The following is a 25,055-nucleotide window of genomic DNA, read 5'->3' as shown; positions in this document are numbered from 1 at the left end:
GTGGTAGCCTTCTTTCACCTATTCTAAAACATGAAATGCTAATTTAATTATTTTAAGTTAGCTTGAATTTCTTTTACTAATTCTTGAGCGCCTTCTGGGCTTAAGATTAGTTTGCCACCTACTAAACGTAAGTTATCATCTGAAACTTCACCAGTAACAGCACAAGTCATGTTTGGCATATATTTCTTTAGAATGATTTTATCATCATCTACGTAAATTTCTAAAGCATCTTTCTCTGCGATGCCTAATGTGCGTCGTAGTTCGATTGGAATAACTACACGCCCTAACTCATCAACTTTACGTACAATACCTGTAGATTTCATGACAGAATTCCTCCTAGTATATTTTATTCGACAAAATTCGACAAATCCTTTGTCTAGAAGTTATCATACCAAGTAATGCCATAAACGTCAATTAAATAGAACAAAAAATGTGCTAAAATCCCAATTTTTTTATTAAAATTGTAAGATAGCACCGTTTATCATTATTAATTTACAAAAAAATGAGGATATGTCATGATGAAAGTTAAATTTACATCTATTATTTTACTTGTGCATGTGAGCTAACATTGAAAGGCATTTCATACTACTATAAAATAAGAGAAGATAGATTAATTGGAGGAAAATAAATTGAATGAAAATAAAACATTTTATATTACAACACCTATTTACTACCCAAGCGGAAAGTTTCATATTGGAACAGCCTATACAACAATAGCTGCAGATGCTATGGCACGTTATAAAAGGTTACATGGCTATGACGTATTATTTCAAACAGGATTAGATGAACATGGGCAAAAAATTCAAGAGAAGGCACAAGAAGAAGGTAAAGAGCCGCAAGCATATGTAGATGAAATTGCAGAGAATGCTATTCATTTATGGAATGAACTAGATATTAGTTATGATGAATTTTATCGTACCACCAATCCTAAACATAAAAAGGCTGTTGAGAAAATATTCCAGCGATTTTTAGATAATGGTGATATTTATAAAGGAGAATATGAGGGATGGTACTGTGTACCATGTGAATCTTATTTTACAGAAAGCCAATTAGTTGATGGTAAATGCCCAGATTGTGGACGCGATGTACGAAAAGTGAAAGAAGAATCCTATTTCTTCAATATGAAAAAGTACGCGGATCGTTTATTACAATATTATGAAGAGAATCCAACATTTATTGAACCTGTATCGAGAAAAAATGAAATGATTAATAATTTTATTAAACCAGGTTTGGAGGATTTATCTGTATCACGTATGTCCTTTGATTGGGGAATAAAAGTGCCAGAGGATCCTAAACACGTTATTTATGTTTGGGTAGACGCGTTAACAAACTATATTACATCGTTAGGTTATACAACAGATGAAGATGCTAAATTCAAAAAATATTGGCCTGCAGATGTTCATGTTGTAGGTAAAGATATTGTTCGTTTCCACACGATTTATTGGCCGATCTTTTTAATGGCTCTAGATTTACCATTACCTAAAAAAGTATTTGCACATGGCTTTATTATGATGAAAGACGGTAAAATGTCAAAATCTAAAGGAAATGTGATTTATCCTGAAATGTTATCAGAACGTTATGGACTAGATGCTACACGTTACTTCTTATTACGTGAATTGCCATTTGGCTCTGATGGTGTCTTTTCACCAGAAGCTTTTGTTGAACGTACAAATTACGATTTAGCTAATGACCTAGGTAACTTGTTAAACCGTACTGTATCTATGATGAATAAATATTTTGATGGTGTGATTCCAGAAGGTAAACTAGTTGAAACAGAATTTGATAGTAAATTGCGAGAGTTTGCAGAAGATACAAAAGAAAAATATATCGATGGCATGGAAAACATGCAATTTAGCATTGTTTTGGCGGAATTATGGAAATTGGTTTCACGTACAAATAAATATATCGATGAAACACAACCATGGGTTTTGGCAAAAGAGGAAGAAAATAGAGAAAAACTAGCATCTGTCATGGTACATTTGGCAGAAAGCTTACGACATATTGCAGTTATGTTACAGCCTATTATGACAACTATTCCAAAACAAATGATAAATCAATTAGGATTACCAGAAAGCGCATTGCAGTGGGAGACAATTGAGACATTTAATAATGTTATTGTAAAAGGTAACAAAGTGGTAGAAAAAGGAACACCTATTTTCCCACGTTTGGAAACGGAAGAAGAAGTTACTTATATTCGTGAACAAATGCAACGTTCGATAAAAACAAATCAAGAAACAGAAATTGTAGAAAAAAGTACTATAAAAGAAAATATAGAAGAAATCACAATTGATGATTTTATGAGGGTGGATTTGCGTGTTGCAACAGTTACAGCATGTGAAGTTGTTCCTAAAGCAGATAAATTATTAAAACTGCAGTTAGATTTAGGTTATGAGCAACGACAAGTTGTATCAGGCATTGCGAAATTCTATCAGCCAGAACAATTGGTGGGAACAAAAGTAATAGTGGTAGCCAACTTGAAACCAGTTAAACTGCGTGGGGAGTTATCACAAGGTATGGTTTTAGCTGGAGAGGAAAATGGTGTACTTAAGTTAGCTACAGTAGATGAGAAGCTTGAAAATGGTGCGAAAGTGAAATAAGGCATACAATGAGACCTGTAATGATAGAAAAATCCATTACAGGTCTTTAATATTTATACATTCATTATTTCAATATAGTTAATAGTAGTGATTATTAGGTATAAAAGACTACTCCGTAGTGAGCGAATGAAGTATTAGAAAATGGTAAAATCATTGTTGAAATATTTCTGTAATATTATTGTAATGAATGAAATGAAAAAAGAGACTAAAATCTTTAAAGGAGTGGATAATGTGTTTATAGATACTCATGTTCATTTGAATGCAGATCAGTATGAAGAAGATTTACAAGAAGTGATCGATAGAGCTTTGGAAAATAAAGTGTCAACAATGGTTGTTGTGGGTTTCGATAAAAAAACAATTGAACGTGCGATGGCTTTAGTTGAGCAATATGATTTTATTTATGCTGTGATTGGTTGGCATCCTGTTGATGCCATTGATTGCACAGAGGAAGATTTGCAGTGGATTGAAAACTTGACTCAGCACCCAAAAGTGGTGGGTATTGGTGAGACAGGGTTAGATTATTACTGGGATAAGTCACCAAAAGAAGTACAACAAAAATGGTTTCGAAAGCAAATTCAGTTAGCTAAAAAATTACATTTGCCTATTATCATTCATAATCGTGATGCCACAGGAGATGTTGTGCGTATTTTGAAAGAAGAGAATGCTGCAGAAGTGGGTGGTATTATGCATTGCTTCGGTGGTAGTGTAGAAACGGCTCGTGAATGTATCGCGATGAATTTTATGATTAGTTTAGGCGGTCCCGTCACATTTAAAAATGCTCGGACACCAAAAGAAGTAGCGGCTGATATTAGTCTTGAACATTTATTGATTGAAACGGATGCGCCTTATTTAGCGCCGCATCCTTATCGAGGGAAGCGTAATGAACCTTCCTTAGTCCCCCTTGTTGCACAGGAAATAGCGCGTTTAAAAGGTATTTCTGTAGACGAGGTAGCACATCAAACAACAATGAATGCGAAAAATATTTTTAAAATAAATTGACGCGTCATTAAACGCCGTCAATACTAGCTTTTCGGAATCATTTGATTGGCAATAAAAATAAAAAGGAAAACTTTAGAGTTGACAGCCAAAAAACTTGTCCGTATAATTCAGCGAGTATTGAGGAGGCGTTTTTTTCATGTCAAATAAACCCATGAAAAACTTGTTCTTAGGGTCAATGAGGAAGAAACAAATGTTTATAAGAATTTTATCACTTGTAGTATTTGTTTCGGTTATTTCTTTCGTTCTTTACGAAGGAACAAAGAAATCTGTCGCATTAGATGCTGACGGAAAGCAGTTAGAAATTTCAACGCATGCGAAAACAGTAGCCGATGTTTTGGAAGATGAAAACATTGTAATTGCGGATAAAGATAAAGTATCACCCTCACTGGACACAAAGATTGTTAATGATATGACAATTAAATGGGAACAGGCTAAAGAATATGCTGTTGTAGTTGATGGCAAAGAACAACAAGTTATTACTACAGAAAAGCGTGTTGAAGATGTTTTACAAGAAGCAGGAGTTAATGTTACAGCCAATGATAAAGTATCACTTGCTTTAGATGAGAAGTTAAAGCCAGGTGAAACAGTTGATGTACAAAAAGCATTCCAACTGACATTGACAGATGGTACTAAAAAAGCAGAGAAAGTGTGGTCTACACGCACTACAGTTGCTAATTTCTTAGAAGAACAAGGAGTTAAGTTAAATAAATTTGACCGTTTGAATGTTAAAGAGTCAGACATCGTTAAATCTGGTCAACAGTTGACAATTGTTCGTGTAGAGAAAAAAGTAGATACTGTCGAAGAAGAGATTGAATTTTCAACTGAAAATCGTAATGATGGTGATCTTGCTCAAGGAGAGCAGAAAGTTATTACTGAAGGTGAAAATGGTAAAGTAGAACGCACATATGAAGTTGTTGTAGAAAATGGTAAAGTAGTAGCGCGTAACCTACAAAAAGAGGATGTTTTAAAAGATCCTGTTAAAAAAGTGGTAGCTTTAGGCACAAAAGAGCCAGGTGCTCAAGTTTCACGTGGTACCGCACAAGCAACAGCAGCATCAACAGATAATTCAGGTTCGGGAGCACCAGCTGGTGGACAAGAGTTTTATGTAGAAGCGACAGCTTATACACCGTACTGTGATGGATGTTCAGGAATTTCAGCAGCAGGGATAGATTTACGTTCAAACCCTGGATTGAAATTAATTGCTGTAGATCCAAACGTGATTCCTTTAGGTTCTAAAGTTTGGGTTGAAGGTTACGGCTATGCGATTGCTGGAGATACTGGCGGTGCTATTAAAGGTAATATTATCGACTTGCTTGTTCAAACAAAAGAAGAAGCTTACAGTTGGGGTCGACGCCAAGTTCGTATTAAAGTATTAAACTAAATAATCTATCACGTAAATGATAGGAAATCTAATAAGACTGTTGAGGGTGTTTTCTCAACAGTCTTGTTGTTTTATGAGAATGTAATGACGCATCATGATTTCTCGTTGTAAAATAGAAGGAGAAAGGGGCAAGTGATTTTGAAAATTCAAGAATTCATTGTTGTAGAAGGTAAAGATGACACAGTAGCAATTAAACGAGCTGTAGATGCAGATACGATTGAAACAAATGGTTCAGCTATTAATCAAAAGACGCTTCAACGTATTAAACATGCTCAACAAAAAAGAGGTGTCATTGTTTTTACAGACCCTGACTATCCAGGTCGTCGTATACGGGCAATTATTGAGCAGCATGTCCCGAATGTAAAGCACGCTTTTTTATCGAAAGAAAAGGCAATTGCGAAAAATGGCAATGGGCTTGGTGTAGAACATGCAAGTAATGAAGCCATTCAAAAAGCATTGAGAGAAGTATACACCCCCCATGCATATGACATAGAAGAGATTATTACACGAGAAGATTTAATAATGGCTAATTTATTAGGTAACCCTCAAGCTAAGGCACGTAGAACACGCTTAGGTGAAATATTAATGATTGGAGAAACAAATGCTAAGCAGTTGCATAAGAGGCTCCAAATGTTTCAAATTAGTGCAGAAGAGTTTGGAGAAGCCGTAACACAATTAAATTTGGAGGAACAACATGAATAAAGATATTGCAACACCTATTCGAACACAAGAGATCTTAAAAAAATATGGCTTTTCCTTTAAAAAAAGTTTGGGTCAAAACTTTTTAATAGACCCTAATATTTTACGCAATATTGTGAGCCATGCAAATTTAACAGAAACAAGTGGAGCCATTGAAGTTGGTCCTGGTATTGGTGCATTAACGGAGCATTTAGCACGCTCTGCAAAAAAGGTAGTTTCATTTGAAATTGACCAGCGCTTGTTGCCTGTATTAGAAGATACATTAAGTCCTTATCCTAATGTGGAGATTATCCATGGGGATATTTTAGAAGCAGACGTTGAAAAAGTTATTGCTGCACATTTAGCAGATGTTGAAGACATCATGGTAGTGGCTAATCTTCCTTACTATGTTACAACGCCAATTTTAATGAAATTATTACATGATCGCTTGCCAATACGTGGTTTTGTTGTGATGATGCAAAAAGAAGTAGCGGATCGTATTACAGCGAAGCCTGGAACAAAAGCATACGGTTCGCTATCTATTGCTATTCAATATTATGTTGAAGCAGAAGTAGCTATGATTGTACCTAAAACGGTATTTATGCCTCAACCTAATGTAGATTCTGCTGTAATTCGTTTAATTAAACGAGATACCCCACCTGTTAATGTGCGAGATGAAGATTTTCTGTTTGAGGTTGCGCGTATGTGTTTTGCACAGCGCCGCAAAACAATATTAAATAATTTACAAAATGGTTTACCTAATGGAAAGTCGAAAAAGGATTGTATTTTAAATGCTTTAGACAATGCGAATATTGATCCTAAAAGACGTGGTGAAACATTAAGTATTGAAGAATTTGGAGCATTATCTAATGCGCTATATGTGGAATTTAAAAAATAATGAATAAAGATTCATTGCATTGTCAAGAAGTTTTAAAAAAAGTAAAAAAACGAGAAAAAAAAGTTGCAATGTGAGTTAAACGCTGTTAAAATATTATATTTTATTGACTGTTTTGCTTTGGTGTGTTAAACTATGAAATAGTGAGGTGTAAAAGAACATGCCAAAATCATTAGCAGACATTAAACAATCGTTAGATGCACATTTAGGTAAACGTTTACGAGTAAGAGCGAATGGTGGTCGTAAAAAAACGGTTGAGTTCGCAGGGGTTTTACGTGAAACATACAATGCGATCTTCGTTGTAGAGTTAGAGCGCAAAGAAGATGAATTGAAGCGTGTTTCATACAGCTACACAGATATTTTAACAGAATCTGTTGAAGTAACTTTTTTAGATGAAGCACAAGTAATAGGTGCGAAATAAACATAGTACTTGTTTTTTATATTTTATTTTAGAAGGTGCCATTCTTTGATGAATGTGCAGCCTTCTTTTTCTTTCGTGATAATTTCACATAAATGTCTCGCCTCACCTATGGTAAAATAGGTAAGATATTATTGAAAATGATTGACTATCAATTGCATAGGTTGATGAGCAAGGAGGCTACGAGATGCTTTATGTAAAAGCACCCGCTAAAATTAATTTAACACTAGATGTACTTCATAAGAGAAATGATGGTTTTCATGAAGTAGAAATGATAATGACTACTGTAGATTTAGCAGATCGTATAAAATTGGAGAATCGTGAAGATGGAGAAATCCTGATTGCTACAACAGATCAATTTGTCCCTAATGACCAACGTAATTTTGCCTATCAAGCTGCTCAATTACTTCAAACTAAATATGGCGTCAAACAAGGTGTGACCATTACAATTGAAAAAGAAATTCCTATTGCTGCTGGGTTAGCAGGTGGCTCAAGTGATGCTGCTGCTACGTTAAGAGGGTTAAATACACTTTGGAAACTGAATTTATCACTAGATAGATTGGCTGAACTAGGTGCTCAGATTGGCTCAGATGTTTCATTTTGTGTTTATGGCGGTACAGCATTAGCAACAGGTCGTGGCGAAAAGATTCAAGAGATTGCTGCCCCACCTAGTTGTTGGGTAGTGTTAGCTAAGCCTAAAATTGGTGTCTCTACGGCAGAGATTTATGGTGGCTTACAAATAGATCAAGTTAAACACCCTAATACACAAGCGATGTTAGAAGCTATAGACAACGATGATTATGAAGGAATGTGCCAAAACTTAGGCAACGCATTGGAACAAGTAACATTTCATTTATACCCCGAAGTCGTTTCATTAAAGGAGCAAATTAAACGCTTTGGTGCAGATGCTGTGTTGATGAGTGGAAGCGGGCCAACAGTATATGGTCTAGTGGATACAGAACTTAGAGTGAGTCGTATTGTAAACGGCTTGCGTGGTTTTTGTGATGAAGTATATGCTGTACGACTAGTAGGTGAACGTAACTTACTTGATTAGAACCGTACAATTGTGTTAATTTACAGATAAATATTCGTTTTTTAGGAGAGGGTTGTATGAAGTGGAAGCGTAGTGAACGTTTGGTAGATATGACACACTACTTATTAGAACATCCCCACCGATTAATCCCGTTAACTTATTTTTCAGAGCTCTATCAATCTGCTAAATCTTCCATTAGTGAAGATTTAACGATTGTGAAAGAAACCTTTGAGGAAAAAGGAATCGGACTTTTAGTAACAGTACCAGGCGCTGCAGGTGGGGTGAAGTATATACCAAAAATGTCTGAAGAAAGAGTACGTGAAGTAATAAAAAATTTAATGGATGAGTTGGGTCATTCAGACCGCTTATTGCCTGGCGGGTATTTATTTATGACAGATTTATTAGGTAACCCGACGCTAATTAATCAAGTTGGTAAAGTTTTTGCATCCGCTTTTGCAGATCAACAAATAGATGCCATTATGACAGTAGCTACAAAAGGTATTTCTATTGCACATGCTATTGCAAAACATTTGAATGTTCCTGTAGTAGTAGTGCGCCGAGATAGTAAAGTAACAGAAGGTTCTACAGTTAGTATTAATTATGTATCTGGTTCGTCTCGTCGTATCCAAACGATGGTATTATCAAAACGCAGTATGCAAAGTGGCCAACGTATTTTAATTACAGACGACTTTATGAAAGTCGGTGGCACAATGAATGGTATGAAGAATTTACTTGAGGAATTTGATTGTGAATTGGCAGGGATTGCCGTATTAGTAGAGGCAGAACATGCAGATGAAACATTAGTGGATGATTATTATTCACTCATTAAGTTGCAAGCTGTTAATGAACGTGATCGTACAATTGCTTTAAGTGAAGGTAACTATTTTGCTAAGGGAGAGTTATAAAAATGAAAACCGTCATGACAAATCAAGCACCAGCAGCGATTGGGCCATACGCTCAAGGAATCATTGTTAATAATATGTTTTATAGTTCAGGTCAAATCCCATTAACACCTCAAGGCGAACTAATCGAAGGCGATATTGTTGACCAAACCCACCAAGTTTTCGCTAATATTAAGGCAGTTTTAGCAGAGGCTGGTACATCATTAGATCAAGTAGTCAAAACAACTGTATTTATGAAAGATATGAATGATTTTGTAGCAATGAATGAAGTGTATGCTTCTTATTTTGATGACCATAAGCCAGCGCGCTCTGCTGTGGAAGTTGCCAGGTTACCAAAAGATGTGCAAGTAGAAATTGAAGTAATTGCACTAGTAAAATAATAATGAAAAGAAAGCGTTTCCATAGGAGCTGTACATATATACAAATATGTACAGCTTTTATTCATAAATATGACGAAAATTAGGCATATTTATAACTTTTTATAAATAATTTGAAAATTTTAAAAATAAATGAGGAAATATTTTGCTATATCGAATATAATAGTTGAATAGACAACGTGGGGAGAGGTGGTGAATGAAATGGAAGTAACTGATGTAAGACTTCGAAAAGTGCAAACAGATGGCAGAATGCGTGCGATTGCTTCTATTACATTGGACGATGCGTTTGTTATTCATGATATTCGTGTAATCGAGGGGAATACAGGATTATTTGTAGCAATGCCAAGCAAACGTACACCAGATGGTGAATTTAGAGATATTGCGCATCCAATTAATTCAGAAATGCGTAATAAAGTGCAAGAAAGTATTTTACAAGCTTATGAGACTGATGAATCAGAAACAGCATTAGAAGAAGTAAATGTGTAATTTTTTATAGGATTGTTATGAGTTGTGCTAAAATTATAAAAGCACAACTTTTTTTGTGCGTAAAATCTATAAATAAAGATTAAAATACAAAATATCTCGCATTTATATGGCAAAAAAGCAACAATCATCTTGTCAATGATTTGTCAAGCTTCCAAACCTTGAAAATGCTTACTAATTGCTATATAGTCATAAGAGAAATTGAGGTTAATGGGGGGCTCACTCATGAGCAATATTTACGCGGTTATTCTAGCAGCAGGGCAAGGTACTCGAATGAAATCTAAACTTTATAAAGTACTGCACCCCGTATGTGGAAAGCCTATGGTAGAGCACGTTGTCAATCATGTCCAATCTGTTGGTGTGAATCGCATTGTTACCATTGTTGGTCATGGTGCTGAAAAAGTACGTGAACAATTAGGTGAACAAAGTGAATACGCATTACAAGCAGAACAATTAGGAACGGCACATGCAGTTGAACAAGCTAAATCTATTTTAGAGGATTTAGAAGGTACAACTTTAGTGATTTGTGGCGATACGCCTTTAATCCGTCCTGAAACAATGCAAGCTTTATTGGAGCACCATAATACTAACCAAGCTAAAGCAACAATTTTAACAGCAATTGCAGAAGACCCCACTGGTTATGGGCGTGTTCTACGTGGCGAAGATGGGCAAGTGAATCAAATTGTTGAACAAAAAGATGCCACAATAGAACAGCAAAAAGTAACAGAAATCAATACAGGTACCTACTGTTTTGATAATAAATCTTTATTCGATGCTTTAACAAAAGTAAATAATGACAACGCACAAGGTGAATATTATTTGCCAGATGTGATTGAGATTTTAAAGAATGAAGGTGAAATTGTTTCAGCATATGTTACTTCGGACTTTAATGAAACATTAGGGGTAAATGACCGTTTTGCATTGTCGCAAGCAGAAACATTGATGCGTGCACGTATTAATGAACAACATATGCGTAGTGGTGTAACGATTATTGATCCGATGTCTACTTATATTAGTGCGGATACAGTCATTGGTAGCGACACGGTTTTACAACCAGGTACCATGCTTGAAGGCACCGTAGAGATTGGTGAAGATTGCATTATTGGCCCTAATACACAAATTGTCGATAGTAAAGTAGGCAATGGAACTAAAGTACATTCATCTGTTGTATTAAATAGTGTTATAGCTGAATCTACAGCAGTTGGGCCGTTTGCACATATTCGACCAGATTCTACAATTGGCAGCCATGTCAAAGTAGGTAATTTCGTAGAAGTGAAAAAATCCGCTTTGGCTGATGGCGCAAAAGTATCTCATTTAAGTTATATTGGTGATGCTAAAATTGGTGAGAATGCTAATGTTGGTTGTGGTACAATTACAGTGAACTATGACGGTAAAAATAAGCATAAAACCGTTGTAGGTAAAGATTCGTTTATTGGTTGTAATACAAATCTTGTAGCGCCAGTAACAGTAGGAGATGGTGCATTTATTGCAGCAGGTTCAACAATTACCCAAGAAGTACCAGACGATGCATTAGCTATTGCACGTGCACGTCAGGAAAATAAATTAAATTATGTAAGCAAGTTAAATTTAAAATAAACAAAACCCTATAGGAGGCCATCATGCCATATCAATATGCTAACTCACAATTAAAATTATTTTCACTAAACTCAAATAACCCTCTTGCACAAGAGATTGCACAAGAAATGGGTGTTGAATTAGGAAAATCTTCTGTGAAACACTTTAGCGATGGAGAAATTCAAATTAGTATCGAAGAAAGTATTCGTGGTTGTGACGTATTTATCGTTCAGTCAACGAGTGCACCCGTAAATGAACATTTAATGGAGCTTTTAATTATGGTAGACGCATGTAAACGTGCTTCTGCTCGTACAGTGAATGTTGTAATGCCATATTATGGTTATGCACGTCAAGACCGTAAAGCAAAAGCTCGTGAGCCAATCACAGCTAAATTAGTGGCTAACTTGTTAGAAACAGCAGGAGCGACACGCGTTATCGTATTAGATTTACATGCACCACAAATTCAAGGTTTCTTTGATATTTTAATTGACCACTTGATGGCAGTGCCTTTATTGTCAGACTACTTTAAAACTAAAAATATTCCAGAGGACGAAATTGTCATTGTTTCACCAGACCATGGTGGGGTAACAAGAGCACGTAAGATGGCAGAGCGTCTAAAAGCACCGATTGCCATTATTGATAAACGCCGTCCAAAACCAAATGTAGCAGAGGTTATGAACATTGTAGGTAATGTTGATGGTAAAGTAGCCATTTTAATTGATGATATTATCGACACTGCTGGTACAATTACGATTGGTGCTGATGCATTGCGTGCAGCAGGAGCCAAGGAAGTATATGCTTGTTGTTCACATCCTGTATTATCAGGACCTGCAATTGAACGTATTAATAACTCAGCAATTAAAGAGTTAGTTATTACAAATACAATCCAGTTATCAGAAGACAAGCAGTCGCCAAAAATTAAAGAATTATCTGTAGCCAAATTAATGGCAGATGCAATTGTACGTGTATATGAAAATAAATCTGTAAGTACATTATTTGATTAATGAGAGAGCTAGGGAAGTGATTCCCTAACTCTTTTTTTATTGAAAAATGAAGGTGTAGAGCGATTATTGTATTTATTGTGAAAAGTTCTATATACTATAAGAGACTGATGTGTGGCTTTTACTGCGATGTTTTCAGACAGAGAGAAAGGGTATAACATTAAAGTCGAATTGTTAAATTTTAATTTCTTGGAAGGGGACTATGAATATGAATACAGTATTAAAAGTTGAAAAACGTGAAGCTGGGCATCGTTCAACACTAACCCAACTTAGAAAGGGCGGCTTAGTGCCAGGTGTGTTGTATGGTTATAATCGTAAAGCAACTACACCGATCCAATTAAGCGCAAGCGATTTTCAACGCTATGTGCAAAAAAATGGACAAAATGGCGTAATCGAAGTTGAGTTTGAAGGTAGCAAAGTTAATGCTATGATTCAAGAATTACAGCGAGATGCGTTAAAAGGTCAAATCGTACATTTAGACTTCTTAGCAGTTAATATGAAAGAAGAGCTAGAGACAGAAGTGCCAGTAACATTAATTGGCACAGCAGCAGGTGAGCGTGAAGGCGGTATTGTGATGCAGCCAACACGTGAAATCACAATTAAAGTAAAACCTTCAGATATTCCTGAAGTGATTGAAGTAGATGTATCTGCACTAGAAATAGGCGACACATTGGATATTGCTGCCGTTCGTGATAAATTCGATTTCGAAATTATTAGTGAAGATGAGTTAACATTGGCAACAGTGACAGCTCCAACAGTAGAAGCAGCTTCTGATGATGAAGAAACAGGTACAGAAGAACAAAAGACTGAAGAATAACTTGTAAGGTATTCATTTTGTATAAGGAGTTAAAGTGGGAATAACCACTTTAACTCCTTTTTTGTTCTTGTTCGCTACAAGGTATGGTAGAATTTAAATGAAGTTTTGCGCAGGAAGGATGTTGTGCGATGAAATTAATCGTAGGATTAGGCAATCCTGGTAAACCCTATGAGAACACAAAACATAATATTGGGTTTCAAGTAATAGATGAATTAGCGAACCAATGGGGAGTTAAACTAGATCAAAGCAAATTTAAAGGACAATTTGCAACTGTACATCGTCCTGAGGGTAAAGTTTTTTTGCTTAAACCTTTAACATATATGAATTTATCTGGTGAATGTGTACGACCATTTATGGATTATTTTTCGATTGCAGAAGAAGATTTGATTGTGATTTATGATGATTTAGATTTAGAAACAGGAAAGTTACGTCTACGTCAAAAAGGGAGTGCTGGTGGGCATAATGGAATTAAATCTTTAATTCAACACTTAGGTACACAAACATTTGACCGCATACGTATAGGTGTAGACCGCCCGCCAGCAGGTATGAAAGTAGCCGATTATGTGTTATCACGATTTTCTAACGAAGAACAAGTAGTAATGAAATCAGCCGTAGATAAAACTGTGCAAGCATTAGAAGCGTCTTTATCTAGACCATTTTTAGATGTAATGAATCGCTATAACGGTTAGGAATGAAAAAAGATAGTGGGAGCTTTGGGGCTTAAATGCGCTCAAGGCTTTTTCCGCTTGTTAAGGAGGGAAAAGATGCAACAATTACGTGAATTATTTTTACAAGATAAAGGGATTAAACGTTTTTTAGAAGATGTCAAAAACTATAACGCACAAGATGAAATGATTACCGGTTTAACAGGTAGCGCTAAAACCGTACTGCTTGATGTGATGTATGATTATACAAAGCGTCCTGTGTATATGATTTCACCAAATTTACTACATGCTCAAAAGTTAGTAGAGGAGCTTTCACAAATTATAGGTGAAGATGATGTTAATTATTATCCAGCAGACGATTTTATTGCAGCAGATATTACAACAGCCTCACCAGAGTTACGAGCTGAACGTATTGTCACACTCGATAGATTAAGTCGTAATGTAGCGGGTATTTACGTTATTCCTATTGCAGCACTGCGTAGAGTAATTGCACCGAAAGAAATATGGCAGTCTGCGATGATGAATTTTATTATTGATGCCGAAGTAGATGACGTGGAACAATGTTTACACCAACTTGTTACATTTGGTTATAAAAGAGCCGAGATGGTAACAACGCCTGGCGAGTTTGCTATGAGGGGCGGTATTTTAGATATTTATCCACCTTATGCAGCAGACCCTATTCGAATCGAATTTTTTGATACAACTATCGATTCAATTCGCACATTTTCAGCTGATGACCAACGTTCTATTGAACGTATGGAAGAGATACGTATTTTACCTGCAACAGAAGTTGTATTGGATAAGACACAACGTATCGCATTAGCTCATCGTCTGGAACAAGCATTGGCAGACAGCCTACAAAAAGTAGCACAAGATGAAACGAAAATTCGTTTAACAGAAAATATTCAACATGATATTGCTTTATTACAACAAGGTGACCTGCCATCATATGTGATGAAATATGGTTCATTACTTTATGAGACAGAGCATTATATTGATGATTACTTTGATGAAAAAGGTATTGTGATCTTTGATGAACTAGCTCGTATTCAAGAAGTAGTCGATACATGGCAGTCAGAAGAAGAAACATGGTACTTAGAATTAATTGAAGAAGGCAAAATGGTACATGCTGTTAAAATGTCACGTACATTGCGTGAAATGTCACAACATATTACGCAGCAAAAACTTTACTTATCATTATTTACACGATCATTTAGTGGTATTTCTATTAAACGTTCGACAAACTTTTCATGTAAGCCAATGCAACAATTCCAAGGGCAAATGGCTATGCTTCAAGCCGAGATTAGTCGTTGGCAACAAGGCAAGTTTACAGTGTTATTTGTGGCACAAGGTGCCGAGCGATTAGCGCAAATGCAGGCATTATTAGAAGATTATCATATTCATGCCAACTTAGGTATGCCTACAACAGCAGGCATTTATTTAGTCAATGGTACATTATCTATTGGTTTTGAATTGCCGTTACAACGCATCGCTGTCGTAACGGATGATGAATTATTTAAACAACAAGCGCGTAAAAAAGTGCGTAAGCAAAAAATGACTAATGCGGAGCGCATTAAAAGTTATACCGAGATGAAACCTGGCGATTATGTAGTGCATGAGCATCACGGAATTGGCCGTTACATTGGGATTGAGACGCTAGAAGTGAACGGGCAACATAAAGATTATTTGCATGTCCGTTATCGTGCAGATGACAAGTTATTTGTACCTGTAGATCAAATTGATTTGATTCAAAAATACGTGCCATCTGAGGAGCGTGAGCCTAAGTTACATAAACTCGGTGGCGTAGAGTGGAAGAAAACAAAAGCAAAAGTATCGCATGCTGTACAAGATATTGCTGAGGATTTAATTAAATTATATGCACAACGTGAAGCAGAAAAGGGCTTTGCTTTTACACCAGACAGTGACGAAATGCGTATGTTTGAAACAGCCTTTCCTTATAATGAAACAGAGGATCAATTGCGTACTATTATTGAAGTGAAGCGAGATATGGAGCGTGAACGCCCTATGGATCGACTTGTTTGTGGTGATGTAGGTTATGGTAAAACAGAAGTTGCCATTCGAGCGGCTTTTAAAGCAGTATTGGATGGTAAGCAAGTTGCCTTTTTAGTCCCAACTACGATTTTAGCACAACAACATTTTGAAACAATGTTAGCGCGTTTTCAAGATTTTCCTGTGAAAGTTGGCTTATTATCACGCTTCCGTACAAAAGCACAACAAAAGTTAACAATTGATGGTTTAAAGAACGGAACAGTTGATATTGTGGTAGGTACACACCGTGTTCTATCAAAAGATGTGATGTATCGTGACTTAGGTTTACTTATCATTGATGAAGAACAGCGATTTGGTGTTACGCATAAGGAGCGTATTAAGCAATTAAAGACCAATGTAGATGTTTTAACACTAACCGCAACACCTATCCCAAGAACATTGCATATGTCTATGGTAGGTGTTAGGGATTTATCTGTCATTGAAACACCACCTGTTAACCGTTTCCCTGTACAAACCTATGTTATGGAGTTTAGCGGTGGTTTAATTCGAGAAGCTGTTGAGCGTGAGATGGCTCGTGGTGGACAAGTATTTTATTTGTACAATCGCGTAGAAGATATGGAACGCCGAGTCGATTTTATTCAGCAAATGGTACCAGATGCACGTATTGCCTATGCACATGGTCAAATGAGTGAAAATGAATTAGAGTCAGTTATGCTTGGTTTTTTAGATCGCGAGTTTGATGTACTTGTGACAACTACGATTATTGAAACAGGTGTGGATATGCCGAATGTAAATACGTTAATTGTGCATGATGCAGATAAGATGGGCTTATCGCAATTGTATCAATTGCGTGGACGTGTGGGTCGTTCGAGTCGAGTCGCATATGCTTATTTTATGTATCAACAAGATAAAGTGTTGACGGAAGTAGCAGAGAGTCGTTTACAAGCGATTAAAGAATTTACAGATTTAGGTTCAGGTTTTAAAATTGCTATGCGTGATTTATCTATTCGAGGTGCAGGTAATTTACTAGGTGCACAACAACATGGTTTCATTGATTCAGTAGGTTTCGATTTGTATTCACAAATGCTGCAAGCAGCTATTGAAGAAAAACAAACAGGCGAAAAGAAAACAGCGAAACCAGAAGTGGAGATTATTGTGCATATGGATGCTTATATTCCAGATACTTATATTGCAGACGGTTATCAAAAAATTCAGATGTATAAACGTATTAAAGCGATGGAGACAGCAGAAGATTATATGGAAATTACAGATGAGTTATTAGACCGATTTGGTGATTTACCAAAAGAAACAGAGACACTGTTACGCATTGCACGTATTAAAGCATGGTGTGTAACTGCAGGGATTGAGTCGATTAAAGAGCGCGACCAAGTTATCCGTATTCTTTTCAGTGAACAAGGAACTAACCTTGTAGATGGTGGTAAATTAGTAGAACACTCATTAACCTATGGTAATGCTGTTGGTTTTGGTATGGATGGACAAAAATTAATTTTTAGCATTCAAAAGAAGCGTTGTACTAAACAAACCCCTCTCACTATTATGGAAGGCATAACGAAGCAAGCCTCACAATCTTTAAAAACAGTATAGAGGCGCTAAATCGACTATGCTGAAATATAAAAAATGTGGCATGATTGCTAAAAATCATGCCACATTTTTTTCGTACACCCGTAAGGTTTATTGATATGGACGCTCTACTAGGTAATGAAGACCATCTTTATAATTGAGTTGTTGACGTAACGATTCTGTAACTACGCGTGATGAGGTTTGTTCGTTAGTTAGATGTGGTGCTATGTTAAACGGTGTAAACGTCGTTGTAGGTGTAGCTGTTTTATTACGGTATGTCGGATATAAAGCTAAGTGTGTGGCAAAGTGACGCTGATGGTCTGGAAAGGACTTAGCTAAAGGTTGTACATGAGTAATATACATAAGATCGCCTCCCTATTATAATAATTTTTGCTCATAAATAGAGAATATAAACCTATTTTATAATAAATGAATCAAATGTATTATATTTAGTGGTTCTTTACTAATGATTTAAGTTTTAATTGTAGTGGAGGCTGTAGTAAAGCGTTAAAAGTGTTCTATGCTATACTATTGGCATAACTTTTAGCAGTAAGGAGTAAATGTATGTCACAACCATTTGGGATGAAAACGTATATGAAAGGCGCTGCTTTATTAACCATTTCGGCCTTGATTGTAAAGATTTTAAGTGCAGTCTATCGTATACCTTTCCAAAATATTGTTGGTGATGAAGGGTTTTATATTTACCAACAAGTCTATCCTTTCATTGCTATTTTTGTAGTATGGACTACAGGCGGTGTAGCTGTGGCCATTTCAAAATTATTAGCTGACAATGATGCAGAGGCTTCTGCTTATATACGAGCACAAAAACGCAACACCATTATGGTAATTGTTACAGGTTATTTATTGATTATAGCGTGCTTATTTTTTATAATTTTATATTTTGGCGCAGTCCCTATTGCTTTAATTATGGGAGATATTGAGCTAGCTCCGCTTCTCAAAACAGGTTCATTTATCGTATTTATTATGCCGCTTTTCGCAACACTTAAAGGCGCATTCCAATCCAGGGGAATGATGGCACCAATTGCTTATGCGCAAGTTGTCGAGCAAGTGGTGCGTGTAGGTATTATCTTACTAGGCACTGTTATAGTGATGCGTTATACAACATCTCTTTATGCCGCTGGACACATAGCGGTTTTAGGTACAGTGATTGGTGAAGCAGTAGGTTTAGTATTATTATTGCTTTGGTATTGGCGTCAATTTGGCTACCAACATTTATTTTATCGCATGCCAATTATGCCAGTGATTAAACAAGTGACATTACTCAGTTTAAGTGTGAGTATGAGCAGTTTATTGTTATTGAGCTATCAATTTGTAGATTCATTCACTATTTTTACTAGTCTTTTGCATGCAGGTATGGATATGCAACTAGCTAAGGAACTTAAAGGTGTATTTGATAGAGGTCAGCCTCTCGTTCAACTAGGTATTGTTGTTGCTTCCTCATTAACATTAGCTATCGTGCCTTTAATTGCTCATCAAATGAAAAGCCAAAGTGAGGGTGGACGTTCGGCTCAGCCTTTTATTGAATTAACGTATCGTACGGCGTTAGTATTTGGCTCTGCTGCTGCATTAGGTTTATTTTTGGTCATGCCTAATTTAAATATGATGTTATTTAAAACAGATGTGGCAAGCGATGTTTTAGCTTTTTATATGCTTCAAATCATCCCATTATCTTTAGTATTAACATTTACAGGTATTTTACAAGGGATGCATAAGTTAAAAATGCCAGCTATTATTTTAAGTGTGGGCTTTCTTATAAAAGCGGTATTAAATGTGATGTTAGTGCCTATCTTTTCTATTATGGGGGCTGCGATAGCGAGTAATGTAGGCTTATTTATTACAGCTATTTGGCTAATGCTTTATAGCCGTCGTTTTATAAACATGCATATTCCTTTGTATTTTTATCGCCAACTTCTTTTATCTTTAGTTATGATGGCGCTAGTTGTTTGTTTAGTTCAAGGTGGAATTCAAGCACAGGAGACACGTAAAAACGCAGCGCTAGTAGGGTTGTTAGCTATTGGCTTAGGCGCTTTTACCTTTATTACAAGCATTGCAAAGTTAAAGTTATTATCAGAGAAAGAGTGGTTCTTATTGCCTTTTGGTAGAAGGATGGCTCGTTATCAATTATGGTTAAATCAAAAGAAGTAGGTGTCGAGTTTTGAATACAATTACAATATTAGGGTTAGGCGCAGGAGATTTAGCCCAACTCCCTTTAGGCGTGTATCGCAAATTACAACAAACAAAGATAAGTTATGCTAGAACAGTAGACCACCCTGTGATTGCACAGTTAATAAAAGAGGGCATGACGTTTCAAAGTTTTGATGCTATTTATGAAAAACATGAACAATTTGAACCTGTGTATGAAGAAATTGTAGCCACACTTTTGCAAGAAGTGCAGAAAGATTCCATTGTTTACGTTGTTCCAGGGCACCCACTCGTCGCTGAAATGACAGTACAGCTTTTAATCAAAGCACAAGCAGAGGGAAAAGTATGTTTACAAATTGAAGGGGGACAAAGTTTTTTAGACCCTATTTTCACAGCACTTAAAATTGACCCAATTGAAGGCTTTCAATTATTAGATGGTACCGCCTTATCTGTACATGATGTGAATATGACACAACATATTTTAATTGCACAAGTGTATGATGCGTTTAGTGCATCAGATGTTAAATTGCACTTATTAGAGAAGTATGATGCTGACCATCTTGTAACGATTGTAACAGCAGCAGGTTCTGAACAAGAGCAATTACAAATAGTCCCCTTACATGAAATTGACCAAGTGACAACAATTAATAACCTGACAACCTTATATGTGCCACCTGTTACAAGGTATGCGGAGCGCGCAAAGGATTGGCGTACATTTAGGGAGATTATTAGTGTGTTGAGAGGGCCTAATGGTTGTCCTTGGGATCAAGAACAAACGCATGAAAGTTTAAAAAAATATCTCTTAGAAGAAGTGCATGAATATTTACAAGCAGTAGATGAGCAAGATGATTTTGCTATGGTTGAAGAACTAGGTGATGTATTATTACAAGTCTTTTTAAATGCTCAAATTGGTGAAGATATGGGGTACTTTACGTTGGAAGAAGTATTAGAGAGTGTTACACATAAGATGTTGCGCAGACACCCTCATGTTTTTAGTGATGTCGAATTGCATTCTGTTGAGGAAGTAATGGAGCATTGGCAATCCATTAAAGAGCAAGAAAAATCAACAACGCAAGAAAGTATATTAGATAATCAATATCGTGCAACCTCATCGTTAGAAACGTCGTATAATTACCAAAAGGCTGTTGCTAAACAAGGTTTTACATGGGATGACGTGTCAGGTGCATGGTCTAAATTTAATGAAGAACTCGCAGAATTTAAGGCAGAAGCTAAAGATGGAACGAGTCAAACACAAACAGACGAATTAGGCGATGTATTATTTACCCTTGTTAATATTGCGCGTTTTTATAAAGTATCGCCAGAAGAAGCAATGCAATATGCGAATGCAAAGTTTGCAAGACGTTTTCGCCATGTCGAAGCGTGTGTAGCAAATGCTAACAAAACGATTGCTACAAGTACAGCAGAAGAATTAGAACAATATTGGCAAGAAGCAAAACAGGAGGAGAAAGCATAATGCGTTTAGATAAATTTTTAAAAGTATCACGTTTAATTAAGCGACGTACATTAGCTAAAGAAGTAGCTGCACAAGGTCGTATTACCATCAATGGTAAAGTGGCAAAACCAGGAACGGTAGTTAAAGAAGGCGATGAATTAGCCATCCGCTTTGGACAAAAAATCGTTACAGCGAGTGTAGACCGCATTCAAGAAAGTGCTAAAAAAGAAGATGCCGCAACAATGTTTACTATCATTAAAGAAGAACGATTAGCGCAAATTGATCCTGCATTTATTGATGATGAGGACTGAAGAAAATGTTGTTTTAACCGATATAAAGTAAACAGTGTTTATAACTTTAAAAATAGGGTATAGATTATCAATATCTATGTAAACGGAGGGACGACATGACCAAGGAAGATGTACGTAAAATAAATAATGAATATGTTCGACATAAAGATAGACAATCTGAGTTGAAAAAAAAACATCGTGTACGTGTCTGGCGCCGTATAGGTATTTACAGTATCGTACCAATTATTTTACTAGTTGTTATTGTAATTACATTAATTAAACAACAAGAAATGTTAGATAATAAACAAGCTTTACAAGCAGAAGTTGGGAAAGAGCTTGATACACATAAGGAAAAACAAAAAGAATTAAAAGTTCAAATTCAGCAATTGCAAGATGATGATTATATTGCAAAATTATTACGCAAAGAATATTTACTCTCAGAAGATGGTGAAATTATTTTTATAATGCCAAAAGAAGAGGAAGAAAATAGCAAATAATTCGTTGTTTCGTGATTTTTGCATTGTTGACACACCCCTTTTGTCGGCTATAATGAGAGAAGTACTATAGAAATAATTTGAATATTTGACTCAGATGTGAGTCTTTTAAAATTTAAGGAGGAGCATTTTTTTTATGTCAATCGAAGTAGGCAGCAAAGTACAAGGTAAAGTAACAGGCATCACAAATTTTGGCGCATTCGTTGAGTTGCCAGGAGGTTCAACAGGTCTTGTACACATTAGTGAAGTCGCTGATAATTATGTTAAGGACATCAACGAACATTTAAAAGTTGGTGACGAAGTAGAAGTAAAAGTGATGAATGTTGAAGCAGATGGTAAAATCGGCTTATCTATTCGTAAAGCGAAGCCTCAAGCAGAACGCCCAGAACGTCCACAGCGTCCTCGTAATAATAATCGCTCAAATGATAGAAATAATAATCATCGTCCAAAAGAAGATTTCGAATCAAAAATGGCACGTTTCTTAAAAGATAGTGATGAACGTTTAGCGACACTAAAGCGTGCAACAGAATCAAAACGTGGTGGTCGTGGAGCAAGACGAGGTTAAGTTTGCTGGCTATAACGTAGTATAAAATTGAAATAAAAGGCGAGGTTTGCCTAGGCAAACCTCGCCTTTTATTTCGTTCTTAATTGTTTAATGATAAGTAAGAGTGCATAAATGCTAACACCTAAGCCAATGAATAAAATAACTAGTTGGAAAACAGGTGGCACAGGTAAATTTAATGCTAGAATAATCAAAATCCAACCAAGAGCAGTAAGTAAAAATAAACGTGTTAAGGGATTCATTTACAGCCTCCAATCGTTATTCTATTAAATAAGTAATCATTATTGTTATACCAATGTAATGTTGAAAGTGAATTACAATCAATATCATACCACTTTTAAGGAAATATGATGGTGCAAGGTGTTTGTTTATAAAAAGGCATAAAAAAAGTAGCACTAAATTTTAGCGCTACAATAAAATGACCCCTACGGGATTCGAACCCGTGTTACCGCCGTGAAAGGGCGGTGTCTTAACCGCTTGACCAAGGGGCCGTAATTGGTGGCGGCGGAGGGGATCGAACCCCCGACCTTACGGGTATGAACCGTACGCTCTAGCCAGCTGAGCTACACCGCCAATTAACGACAAAATAAATCATATCCGCTTTTAAACAATAAGTCAATATACTTTTAGCAATTATTATAAAAGTACGATAAACTATGTAGAAGCGGAGGTATTTTATGATTGAAAAAATCTTACAATATATTGAAAAATTTGAGCTGATTAATAGTGATGACCATATTTTAATTGCGGTGTCTGGTGGTGCAGATTCCATGGCATTACTACATATGTTGTCGCCTTATCCGATTACAGTAGCCCACGTCAATCATATGTTAAGAGGTAGTGCATCAGATGCTGATGAAGAATTAGTCGCTAACTATTGTAGTGAACACCAGATTCCTTTTTATAGTAAGAAGATACCAATACAACAAATTGTGGAACAAGAACAGGGCAATGTACAAGCTATTTGTCGTAGAGAACGATATGCTTTTTTAAAAGAAGTTTATGGACAAATAGGGGCAACCAAATTAGCGACTGCACATCATGCAGATGATCAGTTAGAATCTATTATGATGGCTTTGATACACGATGCCACTCCAACATCAATGCAAGGTATTCAACCGATAAGAACTTTAGATAATATGTCAGTAATTAGGCCGCTTTTAGCCCTAACAAAACAAGAGATTTATCATTATATGTTGCAACATCATATAGTATATCGAGAAGATAAAAGTAATGAGGCTAATTATTATTTACGCAACCGTGTTAGACATCAACTGATACCTTTTATGCAACAAGAGAACCCTGCTATAGCTGAAAATATTTTATATTGGACAACGTTATTGCGAGAAGACCAACAGTATTTAGACCAACAGGCAAGTGAATTATTTCCCGCTATTATTACTCAATTAGAGGACGAGTGTTACAAGATTGACATAGTAGCATTTAAAAACGAGCCCCTTGCTTTACAAAGAAGGATTGTTTTAATACTATTAACTTATATTTATTCCCCACAAAATGTAGCGTATCGTCAAACTTCATTACAAGCATTACTCACACTGTGCCAACATGAAGAAGGTAGCGAAGTTTTGCACTTACCTAGTGGTTGGCAAGCAAAACGGAGCTATCATGCTGTACATATTATGCGTGGGATTAAAGTACAACAGCAAAAAACTCAAATATTGCAAGTAAATGAATGGTTAGATTGCCAACATGGTATCGCTTTGTATGTAACAGACAAACAAAGTATACCAAATGACACTGTAGCAAGGTATTATTTTAATTCTAAACAACTCCAGCTACCTTTTACAGTGCGTGCAAGACAAGATGGAGACCGTATTCAATTAAAAGGCATGGCATCGCCTAAGCGTTTATCCCGTCTTTTCATTGATGAGAAAATACCTATTTATGACCGTGACTCTATACCGCTAATTATTGCTAACGGTGAAGTAGTGGCGGTTTGTGGTGTGCGTATGGGGGGGTATTTTTCTACTGTACCACGTGCAGAAGATGATATGGTTTTACTCGTAAAAGCTGTGAGTCGATAAATCTGAGGAGGAATCATTGATGATTCAGAACGACATTGAAAAAATCATTATTACAGAGGAGCAACTTCAAGAACGTATACGTGACTTAGGTGCAGAATTAACAGAAGAATACCGCGGTCAATATCCATTAGCAATCGGCGTTTTAAAAGGCGCTATGCCATTCATGACTGATTTAATGAAGCGTTTCGACACATATGTAGAACTTGATTTTATGGATGTAACAAGTTATGGCAATGCCACCGTTTCATCTGGTGAAGTTAAAATTGTAAAAGATTTAAATACAAGTGTAGAAGGTCGCGATATCTTAATTATTGAAGATATTATTGATAGTGGTTTAACATTAAGCTATTTAGTTGATTTATTTAAGTATCGTAAGGCAAAATCAATTAAGATTGTTACTTTATTAGACAAGCCTTCTGGCCGCAAAGTTAATTTGAAAGCAGATGTTGTTGGCTTTGAAGTACCAGATGGTTTTGTAGTAGGCTATGGATTAGATTACGCAGAAAAGTATCGTAACTTACCGTACATTGGCATTTTAAAACGTGAAGTATATTCTTTCTAATAAGCATTGGCAAACTTGTCATAGTTTCAGCATGAAACAGTTTAAATAGAGGGCTTTTCATTGAATGCTAGAAT

The 25,055-nt window shown here is 36.1% G+C and carries 25 protein-coding genes and 2 tRNA genes; 22 read left to right on the top strand and 5 right to left on the bottom strand.

Annotation, left to right across the window (positions count from 1 at the left end; translation table 11 throughout):
- Window positions 1–47 precede the first annotated feature (47 nt).
- Window positions 48–323, bottom strand: a complete 276-nt coding sequence (abrB, locus tag IEW44_RS15045; RefSeq protein ID WP_188615889.1) for a transition state genes transcriptional regulator AbrB — start codon at window positions 321–323, stop codon at window positions 48–50.
- Between the two features lie 306 nt (window positions 324–629).
- Here abrB and metG point away from each other — a divergent pair, with 306 nt between their 5' ends.
- The 15 genes from metG to mfd all read left to right on the top strand — a co-directional run bounded on the left by metG (window position 630) and on the right by mfd (window position 17,436).
- Window positions 630–2,597, top strand: coding sequence for a methionine--tRNA ligase (gene metG / locus IEW44_RS15040; RefSeq protein ID WP_188615888.1), 1,968 nt, complete (start codon window positions 630–632; stop codon window positions 2,595–2,597).
- 231 nt (window positions 2,598–2,828) lie between these two features.
- Window positions 2,829–3,596 (top strand): TatD family hydrolase, encoded by a 768-nt coding sequence (locus IEW44_RS15035; RefSeq protein ID WP_188615887.1) that lies wholly within the window; start codon window positions 2,829–2,831, stop codon window positions 3,594–3,596.
- 190 nt (window positions 3,597–3,786) lie between these two features.
- Entirely contained in the window at window positions 3,787–4,977 is a 1,191-nt protein-coding gene (locus IEW44_RS15030) for a ubiquitin-like domain-containing protein (protein ID WP_444543220.1), read from the top strand.
- 138 nt (window positions 4,978–5,115) lie between these two features.
- Window positions 5,116–5,679 (top strand): ribonuclease M5, encoded by a 564-nt coding sequence (rnmV, locus tag IEW44_RS15025; protein ID WP_188615885.1) that lies wholly within the window; start codon window positions 5,116–5,118, stop codon window positions 5,677–5,679.
- Window positions 5,672–6,553, top strand: a complete 882-nt coding sequence (rsmA, locus tag IEW44_RS15020; protein WP_188615884.1) for a 16S rRNA (adenine(1518)-N(6)/adenine(1519)-N(6))-dimethyltransferase RsmA — start codon at window positions 5,672–5,674, stop codon at window positions 6,551–6,553. The genes rnmV and rsmA overlap by 8 nt, the downstream gene beginning before the upstream one ends.
- A gap of 157 nt (window positions 6,554–6,710) precedes the next feature.
- On the top strand, window positions 6,711–6,971 hold the full coding sequence (locus IEW44_RS15015; protein WP_188615883.1) for a Veg family protein: 261 nt from the start codon (window positions 6,711–6,713) through the stop codon (window positions 6,969–6,971).
- Between the two features lie 184 nt (window positions 6,972–7,155).
- Window positions 7,156–8,022: a 4-(cytidine 5'-diphospho)-2-C-methyl-D-erythritol kinase gene (gene ispE / locus IEW44_RS15010; protein ID WP_188615882.1), complete on the top strand. Its 867-nt coding sequence runs from the start codon at window positions 7,156–7,158 to the stop codon at window positions 8,020–8,022.
- A gap of 56 nt (window positions 8,023–8,078) precedes the next feature.
- Window positions 8,079–8,906, top strand: coding sequence for a pur operon repressor (gene purR, locus IEW44_RS15005; RefSeq protein ID WP_188615881.1), 828 nt, complete (start codon window positions 8,079–8,081; stop codon window positions 8,904–8,906).
- Between the two features lie 2 nt (window positions 8,907–8,908).
- On the top strand, window positions 8,909–9,283 hold the full coding sequence (locus tag IEW44_RS15000) for a RidA family protein (protein WP_188615880.1): 375 nt from the start codon (window positions 8,909–8,911) through the stop codon (window positions 9,281–9,283).
- 198 nt (window positions 9,284–9,481) lie between these two features.
- Complete coding sequence (gene spoVG, locus IEW44_RS14995; RefSeq protein WP_188615879.1) at window positions 9,482–9,766, top strand: septation regulator SpoVG; 285 nt, start codon at window positions 9,482–9,484, stop codon at window positions 9,764–9,766.
- Window positions 9,767–9,988: 222 nt separating this feature from the next.
- Window positions 9,989–11,359 carry a bifunctional UDP-N-acetylglucosamine diphosphorylase/glucosamine-1-phosphate N-acetyltransferase GlmU gene (gene glmU, locus IEW44_RS14990; protein ID WP_188615878.1) on the top strand — a complete coding sequence of 457 codons (1,371 nt, stop codon included), beginning with the start codon at window positions 9,989–9,991 and terminating at the stop codon, window positions 11,357–11,359.
- A 23-nt stretch (window positions 11,360–11,382) separates the two neighbouring features.
- Complete coding sequence (locus tag IEW44_RS14985) at window positions 11,383–12,342, top strand: ribose-phosphate diphosphokinase (protein WP_188615877.1); 960 nt, start codon at window positions 11,383–11,385, stop codon at window positions 12,340–12,342.
- A 205-nt stretch (window positions 12,343–12,547) separates the two neighbouring features.
- A complete protein-coding gene (locus IEW44_RS14980) occupies window positions 12,548–13,156 on the top strand; it encodes a 50S ribosomal protein L25/general stress protein Ctc (RefSeq protein WP_188615876.1) in 609 nt (202 codons plus the stop codon).
- 128 nt (window positions 13,157–13,284) lie between these two features.
- Window positions 13,285–13,845, top strand: coding sequence for an aminoacyl-tRNA hydrolase (pth, locus tag IEW44_RS14975; protein WP_188615875.1), 561 nt, complete (start codon window positions 13,285–13,287; stop codon window positions 13,843–13,845).
- 75 nt (window positions 13,846–13,920) lie between these two features.
- Window positions 13,921–17,436: a transcription-repair coupling factor gene (mfd, locus tag IEW44_RS14970; protein WP_188615874.1), complete on the top strand. Its 3,516-nt coding sequence runs from the start codon at window positions 13,921–13,923 to the stop codon at window positions 17,434–17,436.
- 87 nt (window positions 17,437–17,523) lie between these two features.
- Here mfd and IEW44_RS14965 read toward each other — a convergent pair whose 3' ends face one another.
- The gene (locus IEW44_RS14965) at window positions 17,524–17,775 is read right to left on the bottom strand and encodes a hypothetical protein (protein ID WP_188615873.1); all 252 of its coding nucleotides are present in this window, start codon (window positions 17,773–17,775) and stop codon (window positions 17,524–17,526) included.
- 201 nt (window positions 17,776–17,976) lie between these two features.
- Here IEW44_RS14965 and IEW44_RS14960 point away from each other — a divergent pair, with 201 nt between their 5' ends.
- The 5 genes from IEW44_RS14960 (at window position 17,977) to IEW44_RS14940 (ending at window position 22,377) form a co-directional block, all read left to right on the top strand.
- Complete coding sequence (locus tag IEW44_RS14960; RefSeq protein WP_188615872.1) at window positions 17,977–19,578, top strand: putative polysaccharide biosynthesis protein; 1,602 nt, start codon at window positions 17,977–17,979, stop codon at window positions 19,576–19,578.
- A 10-nt stretch (window positions 19,579–19,588) separates the two neighbouring features.
- Entirely contained in the window at window positions 19,589–21,049 is a 1,461-nt protein-coding gene (gene yabN / locus IEW44_RS14955) for a bifunctional methyltransferase/pyrophosphohydrolase YabN (RefSeq protein WP_188615871.1), read from the top strand.
- On the top strand, window positions 21,049–21,339 hold the full coding sequence (locus IEW44_RS14950; protein WP_188615870.1) for an RNA-binding S4 domain-containing protein: 291 nt from the start codon (window positions 21,049–21,051) through the stop codon (window positions 21,337–21,339). Before yabN ends, IEW44_RS14950 begins: the two co-directional genes overlap by 1 nt.
- A 95-nt stretch (window positions 21,340–21,434) precedes the next feature.
- Window positions 21,435–21,815 carry an FtsB family cell division protein gene (locus IEW44_RS14945; RefSeq protein WP_188615869.1) on the top strand — a complete coding sequence of 127 codons (381 nt, stop codon included), beginning with the start codon at window positions 21,435–21,437 and terminating at the stop codon, window positions 21,813–21,815.
- Between the two features lie 133 nt (window positions 21,816–21,948).
- Complete coding sequence (locus tag IEW44_RS14940) at window positions 21,949–22,377, top strand: S1 domain-containing RNA-binding protein (RefSeq protein WP_188615868.1); 429 nt, start codon at window positions 21,949–21,951, stop codon at window positions 22,375–22,377.
- Window positions 22,378–22,445: 68 nt separating this feature from the next.
- On the opposite strand, the gene IEW44_RS14935 is transcribed toward IEW44_RS14940, so the two are convergent.
- From IEW44_RS14935 to IEW44_RS14925, 3 genes are all read right to left on the bottom strand, one after another.
- On the bottom strand, window positions 22,446–22,616 hold the full coding sequence (locus IEW44_RS14935; RefSeq protein WP_188615867.1) for a hypothetical protein: 171 nt from the start codon (window positions 22,614–22,616) through the stop codon (window positions 22,446–22,448).
- 177 nt (window positions 22,617–22,793) lie between these two features.
- A tRNA-Glu gene (locus IEW44_RS14930) sits at window positions 22,794–22,865 on the bottom strand.
- Window positions 22,866–22,870: 5 nt separating this feature from the next.
- Window positions 22,871–22,947, bottom strand: a tRNA-Met gene (locus IEW44_RS14925).
- A gap of 104 nt (window positions 22,948–23,051) precedes the next feature.
- Between IEW44_RS14925 and tilS the strand changes: the two genes are divergently transcribed.
- Window positions 23,052–24,419 carry a tRNA lysidine(34) synthetase TilS gene (gene tilS / locus IEW44_RS14920; protein WP_188615866.1) on the top strand — a complete coding sequence of 456 codons (1,368 nt, stop codon included), beginning with the start codon at window positions 23,052–23,054 and terminating at the stop codon, window positions 24,417–24,419.
- A 19-nt stretch (window positions 24,420–24,438) separates the two neighbouring features.
- Window positions 24,439–24,981 (top strand): hypoxanthine phosphoribosyltransferase, encoded by a 543-nt coding sequence (hpt, locus tag IEW44_RS14915; RefSeq protein WP_188615865.1) that lies wholly within the window; start codon window positions 24,439–24,441, stop codon window positions 24,979–24,981.
- The last annotated feature ends 74 nt before the right edge of the window (window positions 24,982–25,055 follow it).

Source organism: Lysinibacillus alkalisoli, assembly GCF_014643595.1.
Taxonomy (GTDB): domain Bacteria; phylum Bacillota; class Bacilli; order Bacillales_A; family Planococcaceae; genus Metalysinibacillus; species Metalysinibacillus alkalisoli.
The sequence above is the reverse complement of the archived record's forward strand: the minus strand, read 5'-3'. Positions and strand labels throughout refer to the sequence as shown.